This is a genomic window from Sporosarcina koreensis, from assembly GCF_001531445.1.
In the GTDB taxonomy this organism is placed as follows: Bacteria; Bacillota; Bacilli; order Bacillales_A; family Planococcaceae; genus Sporosarcina; species Sporosarcina koreensis_C.
The window spans coordinates 27,738-53,303 of sequence record NZ_LQYA01000017.1 but is presented as its reverse complement, the minus strand read 5'-3'; the positions used below and the strand labels follow the sequence as shown (position 1 = coordinate 53,303).

Annotated in this window: 26 protein-coding genes; 23 read left to right on the top strand and 3 right to left on the bottom strand. The window is 44.0% G+C overall.

Translation table 11 applies throughout. The annotated features are described in order from the left end of the window. Positions 1 to 40: 40 nt before the first annotated feature. Complete coding sequence (gene dnaA, locus AWV70_RS03970; protein WP_060204611.1) at positions 41 to 1,390, bottom strand: chromosomal replication initiator protein DnaA; 1,350 nt, start codon at positions 1,388 to 1,390, stop codon at positions 41 to 43. Positions 1,391 to 1,906: 516 nt separating this feature from the next. On the opposite strand from dnaA, the gene rpmH reads away from it, so the two are divergent. From rpmH to AWV70_RS03910, 11 genes are all read left to right on the top strand, one after another. Beyond that, a complete protein-coding gene (gene rpmH / locus AWV70_RS03960; protein ID WP_060204601.1) occupies positions 1,907 to 2,041 on the top strand; it encodes a 50S ribosomal protein L34 in 135 nt (44 codons plus the stop codon). A 287-nt stretch (positions 2,042 to 2,328) separates the two neighbouring features. Further along, on the top strand, positions 2,329 to 2,673 hold the full coding sequence (gene rnpA, locus AWV70_RS03955) for a ribonuclease P protein component (RefSeq protein WP_060204598.1): 345 nt from the start codon (positions 2,329 to 2,331) through the stop codon (positions 2,671 to 2,673). 98 nt (positions 2,674 to 2,771) lie between these two features. Beyond that, positions 2,772 to 3,542 carry a membrane protein insertase YidC gene (gene yidC / locus AWV70_RS03950; protein ID WP_060204596.1) on the top strand — a complete coding sequence of 257 codons (771 nt, stop codon included), beginning with the start codon at positions 2,772 to 2,774 and terminating at the stop codon, positions 3,540 to 3,542. After that, on the top strand, positions 3,539 to 4,354 hold the full coding sequence (gene jag, locus AWV70_RS03945) for an RNA-binding cell elongation regulator Jag/EloR (protein WP_060204594.1): 816 nt from the start codon (positions 3,539 to 3,541) through the stop codon (positions 4,352 to 4,354). Before yidC ends, jag begins: the two co-directional genes overlap by 4 nt. Before the next feature lie 175 nt (positions 4,355 to 4,529). Next, entirely contained in the window at positions 4,530 to 5,915 is a 1,386-nt protein-coding gene (gene mnmE, locus AWV70_RS03940; RefSeq protein WP_060204592.1) for a tRNA uridine-5-carboxymethylaminomethyl(34) synthesis GTPase MnmE, read from the top strand. A 223-nt stretch (positions 5,916 to 6,138) separates the two neighbouring features. Further along, entirely contained in the window at positions 6,139 to 8,028 is a 1,890-nt protein-coding gene (gene mnmG / locus AWV70_RS03935; protein ID WP_060204585.1) for a tRNA uridine-5-carboxymethylaminomethyl(34) synthesis enzyme MnmG, read from the top strand. A 62-nt stretch (positions 8,029 to 8,090) separates the two neighbouring features. Next, entirely contained in the window at positions 8,091 to 8,807 is a 717-nt protein-coding gene (rsmG, locus tag AWV70_RS03930) for a 16S rRNA (guanine(527)-N(7))-methyltransferase RsmG (protein ID WP_060204583.1), read from the top strand. Between the two features lie 401 nt (positions 8,808 to 9,208). Next, complete coding sequence (noc, locus tag AWV70_RS03925; protein ID WP_060204581.1) at positions 9,209 to 10,069, top strand: nucleoid occlusion protein; 861 nt, start codon at positions 9,209 to 9,211, stop codon at positions 10,067 to 10,069. 190 nt (positions 10,070 to 10,259) lie between these two features. Then, the gene (locus tag AWV70_RS03920; RefSeq protein ID WP_060204579.1) at positions 10,260 to 11,021 is read left to right on the top strand and encodes a ParA family protein; all 762 of its coding nucleotides are present in this window, start codon (positions 10,260 to 10,262) and stop codon (positions 11,019 to 11,021) included. After that, a complete protein-coding gene (locus AWV70_RS03915; RefSeq protein WP_060204577.1) occupies positions 11,014 to 11,850 on the top strand; it encodes a ParB/RepB/Spo0J family partition protein in 837 nt (278 codons plus the stop codon). The genes AWV70_RS03920 and AWV70_RS03915 overlap by 8 nt, the downstream gene beginning before the upstream one ends. Positions 11,851 to 11,912: 62 nt before the next feature. Continuing rightward, positions 11,913 to 12,620: a DUF554 domain-containing protein gene (locus tag AWV70_RS03910; protein ID WP_060204575.1), complete on the top strand. Its 708-nt coding sequence runs from the start codon at positions 11,913 to 11,915 to the stop codon at positions 12,618 to 12,620. Here the strand turns inward: AWV70_RS03910 and yyaC are convergent. Continuing rightward, positions 12,589 to 13,167, bottom strand: a complete 579-nt coding sequence (yyaC, locus tag AWV70_RS22790; protein WP_153009892.1) for a spore protease YyaC — start codon at positions 13,165 to 13,167, stop codon at positions 12,589 to 12,591. The two genes, AWV70_RS03910 and yyaC, sit on opposite strands and share 32 nt — an antisense overlap. Before the next feature lie 95 nt (positions 13,168 to 13,262). On the opposite strand from yyaC, the gene AWV70_RS03905 reads away from it, so the two are divergent. The 3 genes from AWV70_RS03905 to ychF all read left to right on the top strand — a co-directional run bounded on the left by AWV70_RS03905 (position 13,263) and on the right by ychF (position 15,698). Continuing rightward, a complete protein-coding gene (locus tag AWV70_RS03905) occupies positions 13,263 to 14,150 on the top strand; it encodes a mechanosensitive ion channel family protein (RefSeq protein ID WP_060204573.1) in 888 nt (295 codons plus the stop codon). 159 nt (positions 14,151 to 14,309) lie between these two features. Continuing rightward, positions 14,310 to 14,516, top strand: coding sequence for a DUF951 domain-containing protein (locus AWV70_RS03900; protein WP_060204571.1), 207 nt, complete (start codon positions 14,310 to 14,312; stop codon positions 14,514 to 14,516). Between the two features lie 81 nt (positions 14,517 to 14,597). Then, positions 14,598 to 15,698 (top strand): redox-regulated ATPase YchF, encoded by a 1,101-nt coding sequence (gene ychF / locus AWV70_RS03895; RefSeq protein ID WP_060204569.1) that lies wholly within the window; start codon positions 14,598 to 14,600, stop codon positions 15,696 to 15,698. A 47-nt stretch (positions 15,699 to 15,745) separates the two neighbouring features. On the opposite strand, the gene AWV70_RS03890 is transcribed toward ychF, so the two are convergent. Next, complete coding sequence (locus AWV70_RS03890; RefSeq protein WP_060204567.1) at positions 15,746 to 16,306, bottom strand: DUF3267 domain-containing protein; 561 nt, start codon at positions 16,304 to 16,306, stop codon at positions 15,746 to 15,748. Positions 16,307 to 16,691: 385 nt separating this feature from the next. Here AWV70_RS03890 and rpsF point away from each other — a divergent pair, with 385 nt between their 5' ends. From rpsF to yycF, 9 genes are all read left to right on the top strand, one after another. Beyond that, positions 16,692 to 16,979: a 30S ribosomal protein S6 gene (gene rpsF / locus AWV70_RS03885; protein WP_060204565.1), complete on the top strand. Its 288-nt coding sequence runs from the start codon at positions 16,692 to 16,694 to the stop codon at positions 16,977 to 16,979. 72 nt (positions 16,980 to 17,051) lie between these two features. Further along, a complete protein-coding gene (gene ssb / locus AWV70_RS03880; protein ID WP_060204563.1) occupies positions 17,052 to 17,561 on the top strand; it encodes a single-stranded DNA-binding protein in 510 nt (169 codons plus the stop codon). Positions 17,562 to 17,606: 45 nt separating this feature from the next. Further along, positions 17,607 to 17,843 carry a 30S ribosomal protein S18 gene (gene rpsR / locus AWV70_RS03875; protein WP_060204561.1) on the top strand — a complete coding sequence of 79 codons (237 nt, stop codon included), beginning with the start codon at positions 17,607 to 17,609 and terminating at the stop codon, positions 17,841 to 17,843. A gap of 327 nt (positions 17,844 to 18,170) precedes the next feature. Next, positions 18,171 to 19,112 (top strand): YybS family protein, encoded by a 942-nt coding sequence (locus tag AWV70_RS03870; protein WP_060204559.1) that lies wholly within the window; start codon positions 18,171 to 18,173, stop codon positions 19,110 to 19,112. 12 nt (positions 19,113 to 19,124) lie between these two features. Then, a complete protein-coding gene (locus AWV70_RS03865; RefSeq protein WP_060204556.1) occupies positions 19,125 to 21,092 on the top strand; it encodes a DHH family phosphoesterase in 1,968 nt (655 codons plus the stop codon). 2 nt (positions 21,093 to 21,094) lie between these two features. Next, complete coding sequence (gene rplI, locus AWV70_RS03860) at positions 21,095 to 21,541, top strand: 50S ribosomal protein L9 (RefSeq protein WP_060204554.1); 447 nt, start codon at positions 21,095 to 21,097, stop codon at positions 21,539 to 21,541. Between the two features lie 12 nt (positions 21,542 to 21,553). Continuing rightward, a complete protein-coding gene (gene dnaB, locus AWV70_RS03855) occupies positions 21,554 to 22,912 on the top strand; it encodes a replicative DNA helicase (protein ID WP_060204552.1) in 1,359 nt (452 codons plus the stop codon). 269 nt (positions 22,913 to 23,181) lie between these two features. After that, positions 23,182 to 24,645, top strand: coding sequence for a M23 family metallopeptidase (locus AWV70_RS03845; protein WP_060204548.1), 1,464 nt, complete (start codon positions 23,182 to 23,184; stop codon positions 24,643 to 24,645). A gap of 206 nt (positions 24,646 to 24,851) precedes the next feature. Continuing rightward, positions 24,852 to 25,562 (top strand): response regulator YycF, encoded by a 711-nt coding sequence (yycF, locus tag AWV70_RS03840; RefSeq protein WP_060204546.1) that lies wholly within the window; start codon positions 24,852 to 24,854, stop codon positions 25,560 to 25,562. The last annotated feature ends 4 nt before the right edge of the window (positions 25,563 to 25,566 follow it).

Genomic DNA, 25,566 nt, shown 5'->3' with positions numbered 1-25,566 from the left:
AGCTTGTTCAGTTTCTAGAAGGTTATTCACATGTGGATACTCATCCTCGACCAAGTATGCTCTTAATATCCTGAATATCCTGCTGTAAATTTTGATCATCTTTCAGCTGATTAGAGATCTTTTCATGGGCATGGATGACGGTTGAGTGGTCTCTGCCTCCAAATTCGGATCCTATTTTCGGCAAAGAGGAATCCGTTAGCTCACGCGAAAGATACATAGCGATTTGACGAGGGAATGCAATCGCCCTCGTTCTTTTTTTGGCTGTGAAATCTTCCAGTCGGATATTATAATGCTCGCCGACTGTTTTTTGGATATCTAATATGCTGACAGTGCGCGGACGGGAATTGGGAATGATATCTTTCAAAGCTTCGGCTGCCAGATCAGTCGTTATATCCATATTGACGAGAGATGAATAGGCAACGACGCGGATTAAAGCCCCTTCCAATTCCCGGATGTTCGTGTCAATTTGATTGGCGATATACAACATTACTTCGTCCGAAATATCAAGCAGCCCATCCGCCTTCGCCTTCTTTCGCAATATGGCTATACGGGTCTCCAGATCAGGCGGTGCAATATCAGTGATCAAACCCCATTCGAAACGTGATCTGAGACGATCTTCCAACGTAGGGATTTCCTTCGGAGGACGGTCACTGGAGATGATAATCTGCTTCGATTCCTCATGCAACGTATTAAACGTATGGAAAAATTCCTCTTGCGTCTGTTCTTTTCCAGCGATGAATTGAATATCGTCAATTAGCAGGACATCTACGTTCCGGTACTGGTTTCTGAAATCGCCTGCCTTGTTATTCATGATCGAATTGATGAATTCATTCGTAAACTTCTCCGATGATAAATAAACGACCTTTTTGGACGGGTCTTGTTCCAAAATATAATGCCCGATAGCGTGCATTAGGTGGGTCTTTCCGAGTCCTACGCCTCCATAGATGAACAACGGGTTATATGATTTAGCCGGTGCTTCGGCTACAGCTAGCGATGCGGCGTGGGCAAATCTGTTCCCCGAGCCGATGACGAATGTATCGAATGTATATTTTGGATTCAACATGACAGATGCTGATTGGATAGCTGACTTGTCTGCCTGTTTTACCGCAGGTTTCGGTACTTGGAAATCGTTTTCTTCCATTTCTTTTGGAACGACGAAATGTATGAGTCGATCTTCTCCGGTCAATTCCGAGAGGATGCCTGTAATCAAATGCACATAATGATTCTCAAGCCAATCCTTCGCAAACGAATTTGGAACAGCAATTGTAACGTTCTCGTCGCCATAGGACATCAATTTTGTCGATTTAAGCCAAGTTTCAAAACTGGGCCTTGAAATTTTGTCTTCAATTTTCGACAAAACATTGTTCCATAATTTTTCAAGCTGATCCACTCGTGGGCCTCCTTTACATAGAAAATAAAAAAACACAGGAATATGTATTATACACAGAATTCGCTCCTGTGGATAAGAAATATCCAAAAGTGTTGAAAAAATTATCCACAACATATCAACAATTGTGGATAAGAAAACTAGTTTTTAAATTTGTTAACAGCAAAATCCTCTATATTGTATCAAGAAACTATAAGATTGACAAGGGATTCTATGAGTTATTAACAGTAGCGACACTTGTGGAAAATTACTTTATCCACAACCTTTTGTATGTGTAAAAGGTGTAGATAAGACCTGTGCATAAAAAAACGGGGGAAAATTTCTATGAACATATTATTCGTTTGTCGATTTTTGAAGATGTGGATAACCTTGTTGTCGAATGATGGGGGTTGAATTTTGTAAAACGGTGTACTCATAGAAAACTGCATGCAGAAAAAACATTTGACATCTTTGGATATGCCCTTTATACTGTTCAAGACTGTCAGATTGTAAAGGGACAATGCAGGAGGTGTCTTTGAAATGAAACGTACATTCCAACCAAATAAACGTAAACGTAGTAAAGTTCACGGCTTCCGTGTAAGAATGAGCTCAAAAAGCGGTCGTAAAATTCTCGCTGCTCGTCGCCGCAAAGGAAGAAAAGTGCTTTCAGCATAAGACCACTAAAAATAGTGGTCTTTTTTTTTACTAATTTATAGTGAAATATATTCTGTGTCATATGAGCATCCCGTTGGTCGTTTGGATTGTAACCAGCGAATACTCATTTGTTGATTGGAGAGGAAGGCGGCGGCTGGATCGTACAAGTTCTTGTCCAGCTCCAGGCGCTAGATGCTCGGGTCATATGTCAAAATTGCTCCGTGGTAAAAACCACCACTCCGCATTTTCGCCTTATGCCTGTCGCATCTGAGCAAGCGCCTTCCGCTTTTCGTTAGGAGGTGAAGGGTTTGAAGAAACGTCAGCGGGTCAAAAAGAACGAAGACTTTCAAAAAGTATTCAAAAAAGGTAAGTCCGTCGCGAATCGGCAATTTGTTGTCTATTCCTATAGGAAAGAAGGCCAACAAGAGTTCAGAATCGGATTATCGGTCGGCAAGAAATTAGGGAATGCGGTGACGCGTAACCGTATTAAACGGTACATCCGCCAAGCCTTCTTGGAAATGAAAGAAGAGCTGAAAAATGACCGCGACTATGTTATTATCGCCAGACACCAGGCGGCCACACTTGATTTCCATGAAACAAAAAAAAGTTTGCAGCATGTCTTACGAATTGCGAAAGCGTTCAAGATGAAATAAGTACAGAGCCGTAATTGAGTAAGAAGTAGAACGTACTAAACGTTCATGATAAACTGAAATCATTGATATTTCATAGAAGCAGATTTGGGGGAAACGATTTGAAGAAAAAAGCCGCGTTATTACTTATGCTGACCGTATTGTCAGTATTCCTTGCCGGGTGTTCGGAATTCAATCAACCGATATATGACACGAGCGAAGGTTTTTGGAATAAATACATTGTCTGGCCGATTGTGTCCTTGATCGTCACGTTCAAAGACCTGTTAGGCACATACGGACTAGGAATCATCGCCGTAACAATCATCATCCGACTTATCTTGCTGCCGTTAATGATCAAGCAAGCACAAAATTCGAAGCGAATGCAGCAAATGCAGCCGATCCTTGCCGGCTTGAAAGAAAAATACAAATCGAAGGATGCTGTGACGCAGCAAAAATACCGTGAAGAAATGCAAAGAGTGATGACGGAGCAAAAAATCAATCCTGCTGCAGGATGTCTGCCGGTTTTGATTCAAATGCCAATCATCATTGGACTATATCATGCGATTAACAGGATGAATGCCACTCCAGAAATCGAAATTGGAAACTTCCTTTGGTTCGAACTTGCAACGCCAAGCATTACGCTCGCCATCGTCGCGGGACTCATGCAATTCGTTGTTTTACGGACAGGCCCTGCAATGGATAATCCGCAAATGAAAGTAATGATGTATATCATGCCTTTCATGATCATGATTTTTGGTACATTCCTGCCTGCAGCACTTGCACTTTATTGGGTTATCGGTAATATCATTTCAATTATCCAGAATATCTTCATTTACAAACCATTTAAGAAAAAAGAAGTGGCACCTGTAAAAGTAGGAGGGAAACGGAAATGAAAAAGATAACGCGAAAAGGGGCGTCAGTGGATGCCGCACTTGCGGCGGCTCTACAAGAGCTCAATGTTACGCGTGATGATGTCGAAGTCGAAATAGTGGATGCCGGAAAGAAAGGGTTTCTCGGATTTGGAGCAAGGGAGGCTGAAGTTACCGTTACCGTAAAGGAAACAGTCAAGCAAGAAACGATTGAGCCTTCTGAGAAAAGGGAATCAGTCCAAGAAGTTCCCGAATTACCGACTGAACCCACACTTTCGGGCCAACCCTTATTACCGCCAAATGTAGAAGAAACGGTTGCTGAGGCTGTCGAACTAGCGATGCAAACAATCGAGTTGGAAGGTAAGAATCCAGCTATGTCGGATGAACAGGCAATTAATGAAACGAAAGCCTATGTGACGGAAATCGCTAAAGCGATGGGAATCGACGATTTAGTCGTTAAACACGAAATGGATGGGAAATATCTTTCCTTCCAATTGGAAAGCGAGAAAGCTGCATTCTTGATCGGCAAACGTGGTCAAACATTGAACGCCTTACAGCAGCTGGCCCAGCTCGTCGCCAATAAAACGTCCGAGCAATTCAAAGTCGTGCGTCTAGACGTAGGTGACTATCGCGAACGACGCGAACAATCACTTGAGCAATTCGCAGAACGGATGGCCGACCAAGCTGTCCGGAATGGAAGGAAAGTTCAACTGGAACCGATGCCTTCCTATGAAAGAAAAGTCATTCACAACGCATTGTCGAATCGATTGGATATCGAAACATATTCGGAAGGAACAGATCCGAACCGTTATCTCGTAATCGAACCGATTAGTTAATCAGAACCCCGTGAAGCCATCACGGGGTTTTTGTGTGCGGTAAATTAAAACTTATCCACATTTTTGAACCCCGGAACTATGAGAACGGCTGGATTTATGTTATTATATGTTGTCAGATAGTCAAGTCAAAACGGGTTATCCACATGTGGGTAACCGGGTTAGGAAGGTGAAGAGTTTGCATTTTGATACAATAGCCGCCATATCGACTCCGATGGGGGAAGGGGCTATCGCCATCGTCCGGCTTAGTGGAGATGAGGCTATCGGCATTGCAGATAAAATTTTTCGTTCTCCGTCAGGGAAAAAACTCGCGGATGAACAATCACATACAATCCATTACGGGCATTTGACCGATCCATCCACGGAGGAAATCGTCGAGGAAGTCATGGTATCCATCATGAAAGCTCCGAAAACATTCACCCGTGAAGACGTTGTCGAAGTAAATTGCCACGGCGGCGTGGTGGCGGTGAACCGTGTCCTCAACCTTGTGTTGAAAGAAGGGGCTCGCCTTGCGGAACCGGGCGAATTTTCCAAGCGTGCATTTCTGAATGGCCGCATCGATTTATCGCAGGCGGAAGCAGTCATGGACCTGATTCGTGCAAAAACGGACCGAGCGATGAATGTTGCTTTGAATCAGATGGAAGGAAAGCTTTCCAAGCTGATAGGCGAACTGCGGCAGGCGCTTCTTGAAACATTGGCACAAGTCGAAGTGAATATTGACTACCCGGAATATGACGATGTCGAAGAGGTAACCATTCCGCTCATGATTGAAAAAGGGACATGGGTGAAAGAAGAGATCGAAAAGCTTCTACGCACTTCATCTCAAGGGAAAATCCTTCGTGAAGGATTATCGACCGTCATCGTCGGAAGGCCGAACGTCGGAAAGTCTTCTTTGTTGAATAGCCTCGTTCAAGAAAATAAGGCGATTGTCACCGACATTGCAGGTACAACACGTGATATTATCGAGGAATACGTAAATGTCAGAGGTGTGCCGCTACGTCTCGTTGATACGGCCGGCATCCGGGAGACGGAGGATATCGTCGAGCGGATCGGGGTGGAAAGATCCCGTCAAGTCTTGAAGGAAGCGGATCTTATCTTGCTTGTTTTGAACAGTTCCGAGGAGCTGACGGACGAAGACATCCGACTATTCGAAGCGACTAAGGGGATGGATCTCATTGTCGTCATTAACAAAACGGACTTGCCGCAGAAAATCGATATGCAACAAGTTAGCGAATTAGCTGGCAAAGGCTCGATTGTCACGACCTCCATCTTGAAAGAAGAAGGCATCGATGAATTGGAAGAGGCAATCGCCAAGTTATTCTTCGAAGGAACACTCGAAGCGGGCGATTTGACGTACGTGTCCAATGCGCGGCATATCGCTTTGCTGCACAAGGCACACAAATCTATCCAGGATGCCCTGTTCGCTGCAGAGAGCGGAGTGCCTGTCGACATGATTCAAATCGACGTAACACGCACGTGGGAGCTCCTAGGCGAAATTGTCGGCGACACCGTCCAAGACAGCCTTATTAACCAGCTATTTTCACAGTTCTGTTTAGGTAAATGATATTTATTCATTTAAATTTAAAGTAGGCACTTAGGATTGAAGCGTAAGGCGGCGACTCCTGGGGGATTAGCGGGACAGGTAAGACCCCGCAGTGTCGCATAGCGACCGAGGAGGCTTACCGCCCGCCCCCCGGAAAGCGTCCGCCTGGAGCGTAAATCCGGTTTTATGGTCAATTCATATATAAACAGAAACATAATTCATAAAATAGGAAGGATGAACGAACATGCCACAATTTGAAGCAGGCACGTTCGATTGTATAGTCATCGGAGCAGGGCATGCCGGCGTCGAAGCCGCATTGGCATCTGCGAAGATGGGTGCATCGACATTGGTGCTAACAATGAACCTTGACATGATCGCTTTCATGCCATGCAATCCGTCGCTCGGAGGTCCCGCAAAAGGGATTGTCGTGCGGGAAATTGACGCGCTTGGCGGAGCGATGGGGAAAGTGATTGATAAAACACATATCCAAATGCGGATGTTGAACACAGGGAAAGGGCCAGCAGTTCGTGCGCTCCGTGCGCAAGCAGACAAAGTCCTTTACCAACAAGAAATGAAACGTGTCCTTGAAGAACAGGAGAATTTGACGGTTCATCAAGGAGTAGTTGAAGAATTGATCGTCGAGGATAATGAAGTGAAAGGGCTCATCACACAAATCGGCGCCATCTACCGAGCTAAAACGGTCATCATTACGACAGGAACTTTCCTTCGTGGGGAAGTCATTATCGGCGACTTGAAATATTCTAGTGGTCCGAACAACCAAATGCCGGCCATTAAACTTGCTGAAAATCTGCAAGCGCTTGGCCTGGAAACGGTCCGTTTCAAAACCGGTACACCGCCGAGAATTAACGGCAAAACAATTGATTACAGCAAAACGGAAATTCAACCAGGCGATGACGTGCCCCGTGCATTCAGTTACGAAACGACTCAATTCATCATGGATCAACTGCCTTGCTGGTTGACATATACAACACCGCGAACACATGAAATTATCAATGAAAACCTTCACCTCTCCCCGATGTATTCAGGAATGATCAAAGGGAAGGGGCCAAGCTATTGCCCTTCGATCGAAGACAAAATCGTCCGTTTTGCGGATAAATCACGCCATCAAATCTTCCTGGAGCCGGAAGGGCGAAATACGAAAGAGTATTACGTTCAAGGACTTTCAACAAGTTTGCCTGAACACGTTCAACGCAGATTGATCGAAAGCGTGCCAGGATTGGAAAAAGCGGAAATGATGCGTGCCGGTTATGCAATCGAGTATGATTCAATTATTCCTACACAGCTTTGGCCAACCCTTGAAACGAAAAAAATCAAAAATCTGTATACAGCAGGTCAAATCAACGGCACATCCGGCTATGAAGAAGCAGCTGCCCAAGGAATCATGGCGGGAATCAATGCTGCGAGCAAAGTGCTTGGCAAGGAAGAAGTCATTCTAGGAAGGTCGGATGCTTATATCGGCGTTCTAATCGACGACCTCGTAACGAAAGGAACGAGCGAGCCATATCGTCTTCTCACTTCAAGAGCCGAATACCGTCTCTTGCTACGCCATGACAATGCGGATATGCGCCTGACGGAAATTGGATACAAGCTCGGGATGATCAGCGAAGAACGGCACGAGAAGTTCCTCCTCAAAAAGCAGCAAATTGAAGAGGAAATTGACCGACTTCGAAAAGTGACGATTAAACCGAGTGAAGCAGTCCAAGAGATCATTCGTGAATCAGGCGGAACAGAGCTTCGCGAACCGATGAAAGCGGCAGATCTGTTAAAACGGCCGGAAATGAAATACGAACAAATCATCACTGTTATGCCACCTGAGGAAGAAAAATCCGAAGAAGTGGCGGAGCAAGTCGAAATCTTCATCAAGTATGAAGGATATATCGAAAAATCGATGCAACAAGTGGAACGCATGAAGAAGATGGAGAACAAAAGAATACCTGAGAACATTGATTACAATGCAATTTCAGGCATTGCCAAAGAAGCGAAAGCGAATCTGTCCGCTGTCAGACCGTTATCCATTGCGCAAGCATCCAGGATATCCGGTGTGAATCCAGCAGACATATCTATCCTGCTCGTTTATATCGAACAAGGGAAGATTGCAAAAATTACTGGTTAACATCATGTGACTGATGTGGGGATAAGTCCGCATCAGTCTTTTTTTAAAGAAGGAGGATTCAATTGAACGAAGAACAATTCATAGAGGCGTTGAAAGAGAAGGGGATCGACCTTTCGGAACAGCAACTCCTCCAATTTAACAAATATTTCCAAATGTTGGTCGAATGGAATGAAAAGATGAACTTAACAGCAATAACGGATGCCACATCGGTTTATCTGAAACATTTTTATGATTCCATTACCGCCGCATTCTACACAGACTTGACTGGAAATAAAACTATTTGTGACGTAGGTGCTGGAGCAGGATTTCCGAGCATTCCTTTGAAAATCTGTTTCCCTGATCTATCTGTAACGATCGTAGACTCGTTAAACAAAAGAATTACATTCTTAACCGAGCTTTCAAAAGAACTTGAACTTGATAACGTAAGATTTGTCCATGATAGAGCTGAGGATTTTGGACAAAATCCAAAATATCGTGAGCAATTCGATATTGTAACTGCCCGAGCGGTAGCTCGTTTATCTGTACTTTCTGAATTATGCCTGCCCCTTGTAAAAGAGGGTGGAATCTTCCTATCCATGAAAGGTGCAGCTGCGGAAGAAGAGTTGGTGGATGCAAAAAAAGCAATCAATGTACTGGGAGCGGAACTCGTCGAGAAATTTTCTTTCAGTTTACCGATGGAAGAAAGTGAAAGAAATATATTCATCTTGAATAAAGTCAAAAAAACACCTAAGAAATATCCTCGAAAGCCAGGCATCCCAAATAAAACGCCAATCAAGTAAAATGTTTCACGTGAAACAAATATCTACTTATCCTGAATTCTGATTCAAAAGAAGATAAAAATAGGTACTTTTTATAAAAGAGATATCTTTGTTAAGTTCTTCTAAATGCTTAATTCTCGTAGCTCCGTTAATTGGAGTGTAAGGCGGCGACTCCTGTGGCAAAAGCGTGTCCGGGTGAGACCCCGAAGAAGCGAAGCTTCGAGGAGGCTCACGGACCGCCCACGGAAGCGTCCGCCTGGAACGGGAATTAACAATATTCTTGAACAGGGACTTGTAATACTTAGTAATAGTTTTGTAATCTTATAGAATTCTACTCTTTAATAAGTAATAAAGAGGATATATAATAGATATGACGAAATAGCTATTAACGATGAGCAGTTTTGTAAAGGTGGGTGCCGGCGATGAAAAACACGTTTTCACGGTTTTTTGGTAGTGGAGAAAAAGAACCTGATTTACAGAACATAGATAGTACTCCACAAGAAAAAGTCGATCAAGTAAAGATTGATTTGATTAAACCGAATAAATATCAACCTCGTACTATTTTTTCTGAAGAGAAGATTGAAGAGCTTGCGCGTACAATCCATACACACGGCGTGATTCAACCAATCGTCATTAGAAAAAGCGACGATGGATACGAAATCATTGCAGGTGAACGAAGATTTCGCGCAATGAAGAAGCTGGGTTGGGAAGAAGTACCAGCGATTATTCGTGATCTTGACGATAAAGAAACAGCGTCTATTGCGTTGATTGAAAACTTGCAGCGTGAGGAATTGACAGCAATCGAGGAAGCATATGCTTATGAAAAGTTGTTGGAGCTACATGGGTTAACCCAAGAAGCTTTAGCGCAGAGACTGGGAAAAGGACAATCCACAGTTGCCAATAAGCTGCGTTTATTGAAACTTCCGGAAGAAATTAAAAATAAAATCCTTACAAAGGAAATATCCGAAAGACATGCGAGGGCATTAATTTCTGTTAAAGATGTTGAATTGCAACATAAGTTGTTTCAAGAAGCGATTGACGAACAGCTCAATGTAAAGCAATTGGAAGAACGAATCCAGCTAGCATTGAACCCGGTTGAAGAAGAGAAGGAAAAAAAGAAAGTCATTAAAAGAAAATCGGTCAGCAAAGACGTCCGAATTGCTTTGAATACGATTCGGCAATCATTGGCGCTTGTTACGAAAAGCGGTATCGACGTAAAAACAGAAGAGGAAGATACTGAGGATTTTTACACGATTACTGTTAAAATACCGAAAAAGAAATGAAAAATAACATAGTATTCTCGTAATATGTGCGAGATGACTCTTGCTTGACTGAAGCAGGAGTTTTTTTGTGCTATACATTACCACGGGCAACGTTTTTTTGATAAACTAGTAAAGAGTAACGGAAATAGAATGAATCTATTCATTATTAACGATAACTGTTTGATAGATGAGTGAGAAAGCAGGTGCAAGTGTGGGTAAAATTTTAGCCATTGCCAATCAAAAAGGAGGAGTTGGTAAGACAACCACTTCGGTAAATCTTAGTGCTTGCCTTGCACATATCGGCAAAAAAGTTCTTTTGATAGATGCCGATCCACAAGGAAATGCGACGAGTGGGGTAGGGGTCAATAAAGGAGACGTTCATCAATGCATTTATGATATGTTAATCGATGATGTCAACATAAAAGAAGTCATCCATCAAACGAAGATGGAAAACTTGGATATTGTACCGGCAACCATTTCATTGGCCGGAGCGGAAATTGAACTAGTTTCAACGATTTCTCGGGAAGTTCGTATGAAACACGCCATCCAAGAGGCAAAGGAATTGTATGATTATATCATCATCGATTGTCCACCGTCGCTAGGATTATTGACGATCAACTCTCTGACTGCTGCAGACTCAGTCGTTATTCCGGTTCAATGTGAGTATTACGCTTTGGAAGGATTAAGCCAATTGCTCAGTACCATTAGGCTTGTCCAAAAGCATTTGAATGAAGGTCTCACGATTGATGGTGTGTTATTGACAATGTTCGATGCGAGGACAAATTTAGGAATTCAAGTCATTGAAGAAGTGAAAAAATATTTTCAAGATAAAGTGTACGGAACGATCATTCCTCGAAATGTACGATTGAGTGAAGCGCCGAGCCATGGAGAGCCGATCATTATGTATGATTCAAGATCGAGAGGCGCGGAAGTATATTTAGAGCTGGCAAAGGAAGTGGTGCACAATGGCTAAAGGTCTTGGAAAAGGATTGAACGCTTTATTTCCAGATGAGTCTCTAACAAAAGCGGAGTCAATCGAAAGTATCCGATTGAAAAGTATTACAGTGAATCCGTATCAGCCAAGGAAGTTATTTGACGAAAATGCCATCCAAGAGTTGAGTGAGTCAATCAAGGAGCATGGAATATTACAGCCGATCATCGTCCGAAAAGTAGGGACGATATATGAAATTGTAGTAGGGGAAAGGCGATTCAGAGCTGCTAAACTGGCGGGACTGGCAGAGATTCCAGCAGTCATCCGTCAACTCACTGATGAAGAATCGATGGAAATGGCGATTCTTGAAAACTTACAACGTGAAGATTTAACACCGATTGAGGAAGCGGAAGCTTATCAAAAGCTTATGGATAACCTTAGTCTTACGCAGGAACAACTTGCATTCAGACTAGGAAAAAGTCGTCCACATATTGCCAATCATATCCGATTGCTCACCTTGCCTGAAAAAGTGCGCAATATGATTACAGATGGAAAGCTGTCGATGGGGCATGGTCGCACATTGCTTGGTCTCCGGAAGAAAGAACAAATCCTGTTGATTGCTGAAAAAACAATTAGTGAAGGCTTAAATGTCCGCCAATTGGAAAAGCTAGTTCATAGAATAAACGAAAATGTTCCACGTGAAACAAAACCAGAAAAGAAAAACATCTTCCTAGAGGAGCAGGAGTCAAACTTGAGGGAATACTTCGGAACAAACGTGACGATAAAGAAATCAAAGAACAAAGGTAGAATTGAAATAGAGTTTTTCACGGAAGAGGATCTTGAAAGAATCCTAGATCTATTGAATGAATAAGCCTGTACCTATTTTGCTTAATGCAAAATAGGTATTATTTTTACAGATGGAAGTGAAAAACGATGATTTTATTCGGTTCGATTGTAAATGCCCTTCTTATCGTAGTCGGAGCTATGCTTGGCCGATTTTTATATAATATACCGGAGCGGATGAAAGAGACCGTCATGTATGGAATCGGATTGGCGGTTACAGCAATCGGAGTTCAAATGACATTTGAAAGCACACAAATATTGATTGTTATCATTAGTATCGTTATTGGAGCAATTATTGGGGAATGGATGAACCTAGATGATAAAATAAACAAATTGGGAAAATGGATTGAACGGAAGCTTCCTTCGAAAAATGAAGGGCCTGGCCTTGCGCAAGGATTTGTCACTGCAACACTCATCTTCGTGGTGGGCTCAATGGCCATTATTGGAGCGATTGACAGTGGATTGCGGAATGATCATGATGTATTGATCATGAAGGGGATCATAGATGGATTTACCTCTGTCATTCTCAGTTCCACGCTTGGCATCGGTGTCATGATTGCTGCAATACCGGTATTCCTCTATCAAGGCATCATTACAATATTCTCAACACAAATTAGCCGCTTTGTTCCGGATGATCTATTGCAATTTTTCATTTCTGAAATGACTGCGACAGGTGGTTTAATGATTGTCGGCATCGGTTTGAATTTGATTGGTATTACAAAAATACGGGTGGCGAATCTCATTCCGGGAATTGCTGTCGTCGCTGTTATTGTGACAATCGTTCATTTCCTGTTTTGAATCTTCCGTAGGCTAGTTGTAGGGACCGGGAAATGATTCGGCTCATTTCAAAAGGAAGGTGCAGCCGGGTGCTTTGCAGAACAGCTTGTTCCATGAAACCTGAAATGTTGACGACCCCTTTTATGGATAAATTACCGACAGGCGGCAATTCCTTACCGACTGCTTTGCCTGGGTAAAGTGGTCCTTGCTGGAAGAGTAAGTGACCGATTGAATCGCTTTTCCCTAAGCAGGCATCGATTGCAACGATAAAAGGGGAAGGGTCCATCGCTAGTCTTTCATCCAGATGTTGTTGTAAATTAAGGGCATGTAATGGCTTTTCCAATGTCCCAACGACATGAAATGGAAACAGCAAAGACTCAGCTAAATGGGATCCTGTTAACGGTCCTAATGCGTCTCCCGTCGATCGATCTGTTCCGATGCAAAAAAATGTCAAGGATTCCTCATGAAATGGGATTTGTTCAAGGAAATAAGTGCTGAGCTTCCAAACAGCACCCGTTTCATTATAATGAAGCCGGAAATCATAATCTGTGGAAAGTACTGTGTGCATGACAAAACTCCATTCTTGTTCATAGTCTACAATGAATTGATTGTGTAGCAGTATACGCGGCTTCGAGTTGATTTATACGGAAAGGCAGGATGCGAATGACGAGCAAGTTAACAGAAATTATTAAAGAACAGTTGTTTGGTGATGAAACAGAAAAAATCGGCAAATTCCTCTTCTCCGAAGAAACGTGGGTTCATTTAATAGTTATCGCTATTAAGATTGCCTTTATCATCGCGATCTCTATTATTGTTGTACAAGTAGGCAAGTATATTATTCGAAAGATCTTTAGGATCAAATTAAAAGGTCCTATTCGAAAAGAAGTGCGCAGGGAACAGACATTGCTTAAACTGCTCGAAAACGCGCTTAGTTATGTTGTTTATTTCTCTGCAATCTTGGCCATCCTCCAAGAGTTTAATATTGACGTGAAGGGTCTTCTTGCAGGAGCAGGCGTACTGGGCCTCGCTGTCGGTTTTGGAGCACAGAGCCTTGTGAAGGATGTCATTTCAGGATTCTTTATTCTTTTCGAAGACCAATTTTCAGTTGGCGATTACGTTAAAATCGGAACCGCTGAAGGCAGCGTTGAAGAAATCGGTTTGCGGACTACGAAAATTAAAAACTTTACAGGTGAAATTTTCATTTTACCGAATGGAACAATTTCACAAGTCGTCAATTATTCAATGAAAAATTCATTGGCCATTGTCGATGTCACCATTCCGTTTGAACTCGGCGTCGAGAAAATCGAAAAGTCTATTAATTTATTTCTTGAGTCGATGGGCAGAGATAACCCTGAACTTCTGGGAAAACCGAAACTGATCGGCGCGCATGATTTCACGGAGGACTCCGTTATTGAACGCATCATTGTGGAAACGAGACCGATGCGTCATTTCGATATTGCGAGGAACATTAGCATGGGAGTAAAAAGACATTTGGAACAAGAAGGAATCGAAATTCCTTATCCAACACTTGTGTCGAAGTCATTTAACTGAATTCAGCCGGGGTTCAAACCCCGGCTGAATCAGTTAAGCCTCCGGCGGATGTCACAAATTTTAAGTGGAGATTTTCGAGCAAGCTCGAAAAAATCTGGACGCAATTACGCCAAGGCGTAATTGATTAATCAGTAGGTAAATAAGGGAGGAAAGAGAGAAATGGTGGAGAAGGAGTTTCATTTAAAAGACGTAGTGGAAATGAAAAAACCGCATCCATGCGGAACAAATGCATGGAAAATCATCAGGATGGGCGCTGATATCCGGATAAAATGCGAAGGCTGTGGCCATAGTGTAATGATTCCACGAAACGAATTTGCAAAAAAGATGAAAAAGGTGCTTGTCAAGGCAGAAGCCGAGCAAAATTAGACAGGAACGCCAACAATTCTTATAATAGAAGAGTTGCAAAGATGATTATGAAATTGACCTATATGAAAGGTTGGGAAATAAATGGCGTTAACAGCAGGTATCGTCGGTTTGCCGAACGTAGGAAAGTCGACACTATTCAACGCAATAACGAAGGCGGGAGCGGAGGCTGCCAACTATCCATTCTGTACAATCGATCCGAACGTCGGAATCGTAGAAGTGCCGGATGAAAGGCTCCAAAAATTGACGGAGCTCGTCGTACCAAAAAAGACAGTCCCGACAGCATTTGAATTCACAGATATAGCCGGAATTGTCGAAGGGGCGAGCAAAGGGGAAGGGTTAGGGAATAAATTTCTATCCCATATCCGCGAAGTCGATGCAATTTGCCAAGTTGTCCGTTGTTTTGATGATGAAAATATTACACATGTATCAGGAAAAATAAATCCAATTGATGATATAGAGGTCATCAACTTGGAATTGATCCTCGCTGACATGGAAAGTGTGGACAAGCGGTTGACACGTGTATCCAAAATGGCGAAGCAAAAAGATAAAGATTCCATGGCTGAAGAGCCGGTGCTATTGAAGTTGAAGGAAGCTTTCGAGAACGAAAAGCCTGCTCGCTCTGTCGAATTGTCACCGGAAGAGTTCCAGCTCATCAAAGGGATGCATTTGTTGACGATCAAGCCGATGCTTTATGTCGCAAACGTCTCTGAAGATGAAATTGCAGATGCAGAAAACAACGAATATGTGAAAATCGTCCGAGAATTTGCCAAGAAGGACAATGCTGAAGTCATCGTTGTCTGTGCGAAAATTGAGGAAGAGATGGCAGAGTTGGATGAAGAGGAAAAAGCGTTGTTCCTTGAAGAACTGGGCATCAAAGAATCCGGTCTCGACCAATTAATCAAAGCAGCTTATCATTTACTGGGCTTAGCCACATATTTCACGGCAGGCGTCCAAGAAGTCCGCGCATGGACATTCCGTAAAGGGATGAAAGCACCACAATGCGCAGGCGTCATCCATACAGATTTCGAACGCGGCTTTATCCGTGCAGAAACCGTGTCCTATGATGCACTTGTTGAAGCAGGCTCCATGGCAGCTGCAAAAGAAGCAGGCAAAGTCCGTCTAGAAGGAAAAGAATACATCGTCCAAGACGGGGACGTCATGTTATTTAGATTTAACGTATAATAAAGTGAAAATAAACAACCGGAGAAGGGGTGTCCTTTTCCGGTTGTTTACTGTATATTTCGATCAGGTTTAAACAAATATAGCTTCGGCAGCTCGGGATCATCCTTCACAAGCCAATCATCCGGAAGCTTTTTCAACTCTTTATACATCGCAAAGTCACCAGCGGCACCACCAATCAGAAAAGCAGCCAAGCCGAGCCATATGCCATTTCCGTTCATCAATCCAATAATCGCGGGCACTACACCTGTCGTCCAAAAAGGAAGCAACAAAGCCTTCCGAATAGCCCTGTTCGTCATCGGCACATCCGTCGTCGCATAAGCAATCCCCAGCTTAAGATTCATCCCAACAATCATCTTTTTCCAAGGAACCTTGCCAAACACCCGGAAACCAAGCAAATGAAAAAGCTCATGAAGGACAATCAAAACCACATAACCCCCCACAAATAACAGCACATTCCAAATGGAAAACGTGAAAGAAAGCCCCTGATTAATAAGCCCATCTACGACCAGCAATCCAATGAGCGTCACAATCGTGATCCACAAACCATTCTTAGCTACCTTAGGCAAATCAATCTCAATTATCTTATCCGGTTGAGTAGAATTCTCCATCACAAATCACCTCTTCTTATTAAGTATACACAATTGGATAAACCGAAATAAAATTAAGCAGGACTTGCTTAGGATTGGAGTGGAAGGCGGCGACTCCTGTGAAAGCCGTCACGAAGAACGGCTTTTGCGAGCAGGTATTGTCAGGCGGATGCCTTAATTTCTGCAAAGAACGCAGAATTAAGGCCAATCGAACTCTTCGTGGTTCGATTGGCTTACCCGCGCCCCACGGAAAGCGTCCGCCTGGAACGGAAATTCGATTTACTCATATTTAATAGTTGATTGTCCGAAGACATCATGTTAAAATATGATGATGTGAGTAATAAACATTACTTACTCCTTGCCCGCCGTAACAAGTGGGCCAAAGTCCATAAGGAGGTGACTAAAGATGAGAAAGTACGAAATCATGTACATCATCCGTCCAACAGTAGAAGATGAGGCGAAAAAAGCATTGATCACTCGTTTCGATGACATCCTTACTTCTAACGGAGCGGAAATCATCGAGTCGAAAGAGTGGGGCAAGCGCCGTCTTGCATACGAAATCGACGACTTGCGTGAAGGCTACTACCAATTGGTAACAGCAAACGCAGGCATTGAAGCAATCGATGAATTTACACGTCTTGCGAACATCAATGAAGATATCATTCGTCATATGGCTGTTCGTCTGGACAACTAATCCATATAAGAACGAAATGCAATACCTTGTTAAAAGGTGGAGCTTGAAAATGATGAGGGAGGTTGCATTCTGATGATTAACCGTGTCGTTTTAGTTGGCCGATTGACAAAAGATCCCGAGCTCAAGTACACACAGAGCGGAATCGCGGTAACACGCTTTACGCTAGCGGTGAATCGGACATTCGCAAGCCAGTCGGGCGAGCGTGAAGCTGATTTCATCAACTGTGTTACTTGGAGGAAACAAGCGGAAAACACTGCGAACTTTTTACGTAAAGGAAGTCTTGCCGGAATCGAAGGCCGTATTCAAACGAGCAGCTTCGATGGACAAGACGGCAAACGCGTCTTCATGACAGAAGTCGTGGCAGACAGCGTGCAATTCCTTGAGCCGCGCAGTGCAAATGCTGAGAGATCTGGAGCTGCTTATGGTGGAGCACCACAGAACGAACAACCTTATTATCAGAATCAGCAGCCGAACCAGCAATATCAACAACCAGCTCAACAAAACTATACACGTACTGACAATGATCCGTTTTCGACGAGCAGTGGTCCGATAGAAGTATCGGATGACGATCTGCCGTTCTAATGGTCGATTGCCAGGTGACGTAGTCAAGTAAGGAGGGAAAGCGATATGGCACCACGCCGTGGAGGTCGCAGACGTCGTAAAGTTTGCTATTTTACATCGAACAACATTACACATATCGATTATAAAGATACTGATCTACTTAAGAAATTCGTTTCTGAACGTGGAAAGATCTTGCCTCGCCGTGTAACTGGTACAAGCGCAAAATATCAACGTAAATTAACGTCTGCTATTAAACGTGCTCGTATTATGGCACTTCTTCCGTTCGTTTCGGAAGAAAGATAAAAATACTTTTTTAACCGCCTTGTGATACCGGCATTCCCCGGTCCAAGGCGGTTTTTTGAATTTCATTTTTATGCGTGATTTGTAATCATTTATGAACGTTTCCTGGGAAATATGCGTTTCTGGGGATATTTATGCGTGATTCGAAATAGTTATGCGTATTTGCCGAAAGGGGCTTGCCGGTTTTATCATTTGCATGCAAAAAAAGCCACTGGTTAGGATCCATCCTGTCCTTTGGTTAATCGGCAACAATCATGATACAATTATAGGAACTCACTTTCAATGAGGAGAAAGACAATACAGAGTCCATTGACTGGACGGAGGAACTGAATGATGCAGGACCAATCACAAAAAATTACATACGGTGCGATGATGCTCGCATTGTTCATGATACTTCTGGCGGGGGCTTTCTTTATCCCTTTCCTTGGAAATATCATTATGATCTTCATCCCGTTGCCGATCATGCTTTATCGGCTGCGCTATGATAGAATCTCTACGATTTTCGTGGCGATTGCCGGTACCATCCTTTCCCTCATCGTTGGGGGCATTTGGTTAGTGCCTTTTGCAGTGATGTTCGGATTACTTGCCATCCTGATTGCCGAATCAGTGATGTTGGGTAAATCAAAGCTATACACGTTCATGGCATCGGGACTTTTTTTCATCGTGATAGGCGTATTAGTTTACCTTATCGCCGCCCTTGTTTTCGAGGTCAATGCCATCGACAGCCTGATGGCAATGCTAAAGGAATCGGAGACGCAATTTAAGGCATCGCTTGAAAGCTTGGGGGCATTGCCGGAAAGCTATGAAAAAATTGTGGAAGAGGCATTCACGATGTACCGTTCTGCCATTCCGGCACTGTTCATCATGTCGGTGTATGTGTTTACATTCATCATGGTCATTCCCAATTTCGAGTTGCTGCGAAGACTTGGCCATGAAGTGCCAAAGTTTCCGCCATTCCGGGAGATGAGGCTGCCTGTGATCACTATTTTCATTTACGGGCTAATCATTATACTTCCTTGGATGATGGAAATGAAGCCTGACTCATCGGCTTATTTGCTATATGTCAATGCGACATTAATTTTACGATTCCTCTTGCTATTGCAAGGGGTGGCATTAGTCCACTATTTTATGTACAAAATGAAATTGCCTACTGTTGTCACGGTGCTCTCCACCATTTTCGCATTGCTTTTCAGTCCAATAACCACACTTCTTGGCATACTTGATATAGGCGTGAATATCCGTGCTTGGATCGGAAAAGACAACTTGAAGTAAGGGGATGAGACAATGAGGTCATTTTTTAGAAGAAGAGCTGTCCGTTATCCATTGACTGTCATATCTCTCCTTGGATTGATAGCAGCTGTCCTATTGTTCCTGTCGAATTTCTGGGAGGGTCTTTTATTCACAATTCCTTTCACGGTAGCGGTAGGAGTCGCTTGGAAGCTGGAGGAACAGACGTACATCGAAACGGAGAAGCATATCGAATCCCTCTCCTATCGGATGAAAAAGGTCGGCGAAGAGGCGCTGCTTGAGCTGCCGATCGCCATCATCCTTTTTAATGAAAAAAATATTATCGAATGGGCGAACCCCTTTGCCGTCAATATCTTTGATAAAGAGACGTTGATTGGGGAAGAATTGTTCCAGCTATCTGAAACATTCCAATCCATTCTTAAAAATGATGGGCAGAAGACGATTTTGAAAGTCGGCGGATCTACCTATCAAGTCATTTACAGGGCTGAGGAAAAACTGATTTATTTATTCGACATCACTGAAAAAGTGGAGATCGAATCCCTTTATCATCAGGACCGTACTGTCCTCGGGGTTATGCTTATCGACAATTATGATGAACTTGCACAAACGATGGACGACCAGACGAGAAGCAATCTTAACTCGCTTGTCACCTCACTTGTGAATCAATGGGCGTTGGATAACGGTATTTTTGTGAAAAGGATTGCATCTGATCGTTTCTTAGCGGTTTTCAATGAAGCGATTCTCTCCAAGTTGGAAACGGTGAAGTTTACGATATTGGATGATATTCGGGAGAAGACCGCTAAGCAGAATGCAAGTCTGACGCTGAGCATAGGAGTCGGAACCGGCTCCGCCTCGCTGACAGAGCTGGGAGAGCTGGCGCAATCCAGTTTGGATCTTGTCCTTGGGCGTGGCGGCGATCAGGTCGCCATTAAGCATAAGGATGGCAAGCTCAAGTTTTTCGGCGGCAAGACGAATCCGGTGGAAAAGAGGACCCGTGTACGCGCAAGGGTCATTTCACACGCTTTACGGGATTTGATCCAAGGAAGCGATAAAGTGCTGATTATGGGTCATAAAATGCCCGATATGGACGCGATCGGAGCTTCCATCGGTGTCCGGAAGATGGCGAGAATGAACAACGTGGAAGGCCATGTCGTCCTTAATTTTGACGAGTTGGATGGAAGCGTGACCCGACTGATGGATGAAATCAAAAAGGACGACGGGTTATTTTCACAATTTGTCGATCCGGAAACCGCATTATCTATGCTGACCGAAAGATCCCTTCTTGTTATTGTCGATACGCATAAGCCGAGCATGGTCATCGATGAGCGGCTGATTGAGAAGGCCGAAAAGGTTGTCGTCATCGACCATCATCGACGCGGCGAGGAATTCATCAATAATACGATGCTCGTCTATATGGAACCATACGCATCCTCGACGGCCGAGCTGGTGACGGAGCTTGTGGAATATCAGCCGAAGAATGAAAAGTTGACGATGCTTGAATCGACTGCATTGCTCGCGGGAATTGTCGTCGATACGAAAAGCTTCACCTTGCGAACGGGATCAAGAACGTTCGAGGCGGCATCCTATTTACGGACAAATGGAGCAGACACCGTCCTCGTACAGCGGCTGTTGAAGGAAGACATCGAGACGTATATCCAACGGTCCAAATTAATTGAAACGGTAGAGCTTACCTCTGCCGGCATTGCGATAGCAAAAGGAGAAGAAGGCGTCGTCTATAATTCGGTGCTGATTGCACAGACTGCTGATATCCTTCTGACGATGCAAGGGGTTATCGCCTCGTTTGTCATCGCATCCCGCGCAGACGGGAAAATCGGAATCAGTGCCAGGTCCCTTGGAGAGCTGAATGTACAGCTTGTCATGGAGGAGCTGGGCGGCGGTGGACATTTGACGAATGCCGCTTGCCAGCTTGAAGTGGAAACGATAGAAGAAGCGGTTCATTTATTGAAATCTGCAATAGAAGATAAATTGGAAAGGGGAAAATGAAAATGAAAGTTATTTTTTTGAAAGATGTTAAAGGAAAAGGTAAAAAGGGCGAAGTGAAAGAAGTATCAGTCGGTTATGCGCAAAACTTCCTGTTGAAAAACAAATTGGCGATTGAAGCGACACCCGCAAACTTGAGCCAACTTGAAGGCCAGAAGAAGCGTGCTGAAAAAGACGCGGCAGCGGATTTGGCTGAAGCGGAAAAACTAAAAGAGCTTATCGATGAGAAGACGGTGGAAATGAAAGCGAAATCCGGAGAAGGCGGACGTCTCTTCGGCTCCATTACAACAAAGCAAATTGCCGATGCCCTTGAAAAAAATTATAAAATCAAAGTGGATCGCCGTAAGATGGAACTGCCTGACGCTATTCGGGCTCTCGGTTATACAAATGTGCCGATCAAACTGCACCCGGAAGTTACAGCTACGCTTAAAGTCCATGTAACCGAAGAATGATAGGGAGCGATAATGATGGACCAGATGTATGATCGCGTCCCCCCGCATAATAACGAAGCCGAACAATCTGTCATTGGGGCGATCTTCCTTCAGCCGGAAGCATTGATCACGGCTTCCGAAGTTCTTCGCCCGGATGACTTTTACAGGACGGCGCATGAGAAAATCTTCGACACGATGCTAATCCTGAGTGATAAAGGACAAGCGATTGACGTCGTCACGGTAACAGAAGAGCTTTCAGCGAAGAAGGAATTGGAAGACGTCGGCGGCATTTCGTATTTGACCGAAGTTGCAAATGCTGTCCCGACTGCTGCGAATATCGAGTATTATGCCAAGATAGTTGAAGAGAAATCCATCTTAAGACGGCTTATCCGGGTAGCGACCAATATCGTCGAGGAAGGTTTCACGAAAGAGGATGAGGTGGAAGCGGTCCTTTCCGAAGCGGAAAAAAGGATCATGGAAGTTTCCAATCGAAAAAATGCCGGCGACTTCAAGCATATTAAAGATGTGCTTGTAGAGACGTACGACAATATCGAGCTCCTTCATACTAGAAAAGGTGAAGTGACAGGCATTCCGACCGGTTTCCGTGATCTCGATAAGATTACGGCCGGTTTTCAGCGGAATGACTTGATCATCGTTGCAGCCCGTCCATCTGTCGGTAAAACGGCGTTCGCCTTGAACGTGGCGCAAAACGTGGCAACCAAAACGGATGAAAACGTCGCGATTTTCAGTTTGGAGATGGGGGCGGAACAACTCGTCATGCGTATGCTTTGCGCGGAAGGGAATATTGACGCACAAGTCATGCGGACAGGGAATTTGGAAGCGGAAGATTGGCGTAAGTTGACGATGGCGATGGGAAGCTTGTCCAACGCGGGAATCTTCATCGACGATTCCCCGGGAATCCGGATTAATGAAATCCGTTCCAAATGCCGACGACTTCAGCAGGAACACGGACTTGGCATGATCATGATCGATTATTTGCAGCTCATCATGGGAAGTGGTCGATCAGGCGAGAACCGGCAACAGGAAGTTTCCGAGATCTCCCGTTCCTTAAAGGCGCTTGCGCGGGAATTGAAAATCCCAGTCATCGCGCTCTCCCAGCTTTCCCGGGGCGTTGAGCAACGGCAGGACAAACGTCCGATGATGTCCGACTTGAGGGAATCGGGAAGTATTGAGCAAGATGCTGATATCGTTTCCTTCCTGTACCGGGAAGATTACTATGATAAAGAAACAGAGAATCAGAACATGATTGAAATCATCATCGCGAAGCAGCGGAACGGCCCAACCGGCACCGTCACTCTCGCTTTCGCAAAGGAATATAACAAGTTCCTGAATATCGACTGGAGCCAACACCAAGCTCCGTCTTATGAATAATGGATAGATAGAGAAAAGCCTTGATGGCCTGTCAAACAGGTCTATCAAGGCTTTTTGCCATAAGACTATTTTCACAGCCGATGTTCTCCTCATTTACAACTAACATATGGAAGATAATAAGGAATAATTGGTTGCAATACTACAAGTTCATTACAAATGATCACAAAGCAACAAGCGACTTACTAGATATGATAAATTGGAGAAGCGTGAAAATCTTTCAGTATGATAGGCGTCTAGTAGCAGTTGCCAGTCGGAAGGAGTAATAAACGATGTTTTTCAAGAAACAAAACATGAACGGACAACAGAATAGAACCACCCTATATAAAAAAGTTCAAAAGGTAGGCATCATAACGGTCCTCTTTGCAGGAATCGGCATCAGCTCGGGGTATGCACTCGAAAAAGAGGGAGATTCCTCTATCCATACCGTCTACCATGTATATTCGGACAGCGAGTATGTCGGAATGCTATCCGACGACAAAAAGATCGAACAACTCAAACAAGAGGAATTAAAGAAGGCGGCTTCCGAATTCGAAGGTCTCCCATTGACAATCGGGACTGAATTGTCTGTCGTGCCGGAAAAAGTATTTTCGGTCGGAACAGACGATGAACAGGTCCTTGGAAAACTTGAGGACATGCTTACCGTGGAGGCGGAAGCGATCGGTGTCCAAGTTGACGAAGAAACAGCGTTTTACGTCAAAGACATGGCCGACTATGAAGAAGTGATCCAGGAACTGACATTACAAACAGTCACAGAGCAGGAGCTTGCAGCATTCGAAGCCCGCCAACAATCTACTGAACCTATACCACCGTTACAAGAAAATGAAACAAGATTAGCGGATATTCAATTCAGTGCTACTATCGAGGCGACGGAAGGACAGATAGCACCCGAAGAGGTACGAAGCGTGGAAGAGGCAATGACCTTATTGAATAAAGGCACATTGGAAGAGAAGAAATACGCCATACAGGCAGGGGACGTATTAGGAAAGATCGCCAGTGCCCATAATATGAAGACAGCAAAACTGATGGATATCAATCCGGGCATTACGGAAGATACGGTTCTTCAAATTGGTCAGGAGCTGAATGTGACGGCGCTTGAACCCTACATAGAAGTGGAAGCACACTATGAGTCAAAAGAGATTGCCCCGATCCAGTTCAAGAAGCTGACCGAAAAGGATGCATCGACATTCAAAGGTGAAGAGAGAGTTAAGCAAAAAGGAATAGACGGCAAGAAATCGGTCACCCATTTGATTCGCAAAAAGAATGGGGAAGTGATCGGCAAGTCCGTGGCGGAGGAACATGTATTGGAAGAGCCGGTCCATGAAGTGACGGTCGTCGGTACAAAGGTCATCCCTTCGCGCGGGACGGGCAACTTCAAGTGGCCGGCAGACGGTGGATATGTTTCGAGCCAAATGGGGAAACGATGGGGCAGAGTACACCAAGGCATTGACATCGCTCGACCATCATCACGTTCGATTGTCGCTTCAGATAATGGAGTCGTGACGGACGTCGGATATCATGGGACATATGGAAATCGCATTGTCATTACGCATAACAATGGGTATAAGACGCTATACGCCCATCTGGCATCCATCGAAGTCAAAGTGGGACAAACAGTTCCTCAAGGTTCGAAAATTGGTGTCATGGGCTCCACGGGACGCTCAACAGGCATGCACTTGCATTTTGAAGTATTCAAGAACGGTTCCAATATCAATCCGTTGAGTGTGTTAAGATAAAGAGAAGGAATGGAGACGCTACAGTATTCTGTTGCCGTCTCTTTTTCTAATTGGGTATAGGTTCAGAATGGAAGGTTTATCGCGAAAGAAATAGAATATATAATAAAGGCGATAAAATTGAAATGAGAATAGTTGCAAGCTAAGCATGTAAGAGGAATATATAAGATAATAAGCAGGCGCCAATCTGGCGGGAAAGGGAATGAATGATGCAAAATAAAACGATCTTAGTCGTAGATGATGAAAAACCAATAGCGGATATATTAGAGTTCAATTTAAAAAAGGAAGGCTTTACCGTTCACTGCGCCTATGATGGCGAAGAAGCGCTTGAAAAAGTGGAAGAGGTGCAGCCGGATATTATGCTGCTCGATATCATGCTTCCGAAGCGCGATGGCATGGAAGTATGCAGGGAGGTTAGGAAGAAGTATGATTTCCCGATCATCATGCTGACGGCGAAAGATTCGGAAATCGATAAAGTGTTGGGATTGGAATTAGGCGCGGATGACTATGTGACGAAACCATTTGGCACACGTGAATTAATTGCAAGGGTCAAGGCCAATTTACGCAGACATTCGAAAACGTTGTCAGAGGAACAGGATGAAGCGACAAACGAAATTACAGTCGGCGTTCTCGTCATCCAGCCAGATGCTTATTTGGTCCAAAAGCGTGGGGAGTCAATTGAACTGACGCACCGCGAGTTCGAGTTGCTGCATTATTTGGCGAAGCATATCGGACAGGTCATGACGAGGGAGCATTTATTGCAAACAGTATGGGGCTATGATTATTTCGGAGATGTGCGGACAGTCGACGTAACGATTCGCCGTCTTCGCGAAAAAATCGAGGACACTCCAAGCCATCCGACGTGGATTGTGACAAGACGTGGAGTCGGCTACTATTTGCGTGATCCGGAACAGGAGTAAGGAC

Bases quoted from the DNA above. Each gene is read 5' to 3' on its own strand.
- rpsF (WP_060204565.1), top strand. From the start codon at position 16,692: ATGAGAAAGTACGAAATCATGTACATCATCCGTCCAACAGTAGAAGAT.
- rpsR (WP_060204561.1), top strand. From the start codon at position 17,607: ATGGCACCACGCCGTGGAGGTCGCAGACGTCGTAAAGTTTGCTATTTT.
- AWV70_RS03890 (WP_060204567.1), bottom strand. From the start codon at position 16,306: ATGGAGAATTCTACTCAACCGGATAAGATAATTGAGATTGATTTGCCT.
- ssb (WP_060204563.1), top strand. From the start codon at position 17,052: ATGATTAACCGTGTCGTTTTAGTTGGCCGATTGACAAAAGATCCCGAG.
- AWV70_RS03845 (WP_060204548.1), top strand. From the start codon at position 23,182: ATGTTTTTCAAGAAACAAAACATGAACGGACAACAGAATAGAACCACC.
- AWV70_RS03910 (WP_060204575.1), top strand. From the start codon at position 11,913: ATGATTTTATTCGGTTCGATTGTAAATGCCCTTCTTATCGTAGTCGGA.
- rpmH (WP_060204601.1), top strand. From the start codon at position 1,907: ATGAAACGTACATTCCAACCAAATAAACGTAAACGTAGTAAAGTTCAC.
- mnmG (WP_060204585.1), top strand. From the start codon at position 6,139: ATGCCACAATTTGAAGCAGGCACGTTCGATTGTATAGTCATCGGAGCA.
- AWV70_RS03870 (WP_060204559.1), top strand. From the start codon at position 18,171: ATGATGCAGGACCAATCACAAAAAATTACATACGGTGCGATGATGCTC.
- jag (WP_060204594.1), top strand. From the start codon at position 3,539: ATGAAAAAGATAACGCGAAAAGGGGCGTCAGTGGATGCCGCACTTGCG.
- dnaB (WP_060204552.1), top strand. From the start codon at position 21,554: ATGATGGACCAGATGTATGATCGCGTCCCCCCGCATAATAACGAAGCC.
- AWV70_RS03865 (WP_060204556.1), top strand. From the start codon at position 19,125: ATGAGGTCATTTTTTAGAAGAAGAGCTGTCCGTTATCCATTGACTGTC.
- noc (WP_060204581.1), top strand. From the start codon at position 9,209: ATGAAAAACACGTTTTCACGGTTTTTTGGTAGTGGAGAAAAAGAACCT.
- AWV70_RS03915 (WP_060204577.1), top strand. From the start codon at position 11,014: ATGGCTAAAGGTCTTGGAAAAGGATTGAACGCTTTATTTCCAGATGAG.
- AWV70_RS03905 (WP_060204573.1), top strand. From the start codon at position 13,263: ATGACGAGCAAGTTAACAGAAATTATTAAAGAACAGTTGTTTGGTGAT.
- yycF (WP_060204546.1), top strand. From the start codon at position 24,852: ATGCAAAATAAAACGATCTTAGTCGTAGATGATGAAAAACCAATAGCG.
- AWV70_RS03900 (WP_060204571.1), top strand. From the start codon at position 14,310: ATGGTGGAGAAGGAGTTTCATTTAAAAGACGTAGTGGAAATGAAAAAA.
- yyaC (WP_153009892.1), bottom strand. From the start codon at position 13,167: ATGCACACAGTACTTTCCACAGATTATGATTTCCGGCTTCATTATAAT.
- rplI (WP_060204554.1), top strand. From the start codon at position 21,095: ATGAAAGTTATTTTTTTGAAAGATGTTAAAGGAAAAGGTAAAAAGGGC.
- ychF (WP_060204569.1), top strand. From the start codon at position 14,598: ATGGCGTTAACAGCAGGTATCGTCGGTTTGCCGAACGTAGGAAAGTCG.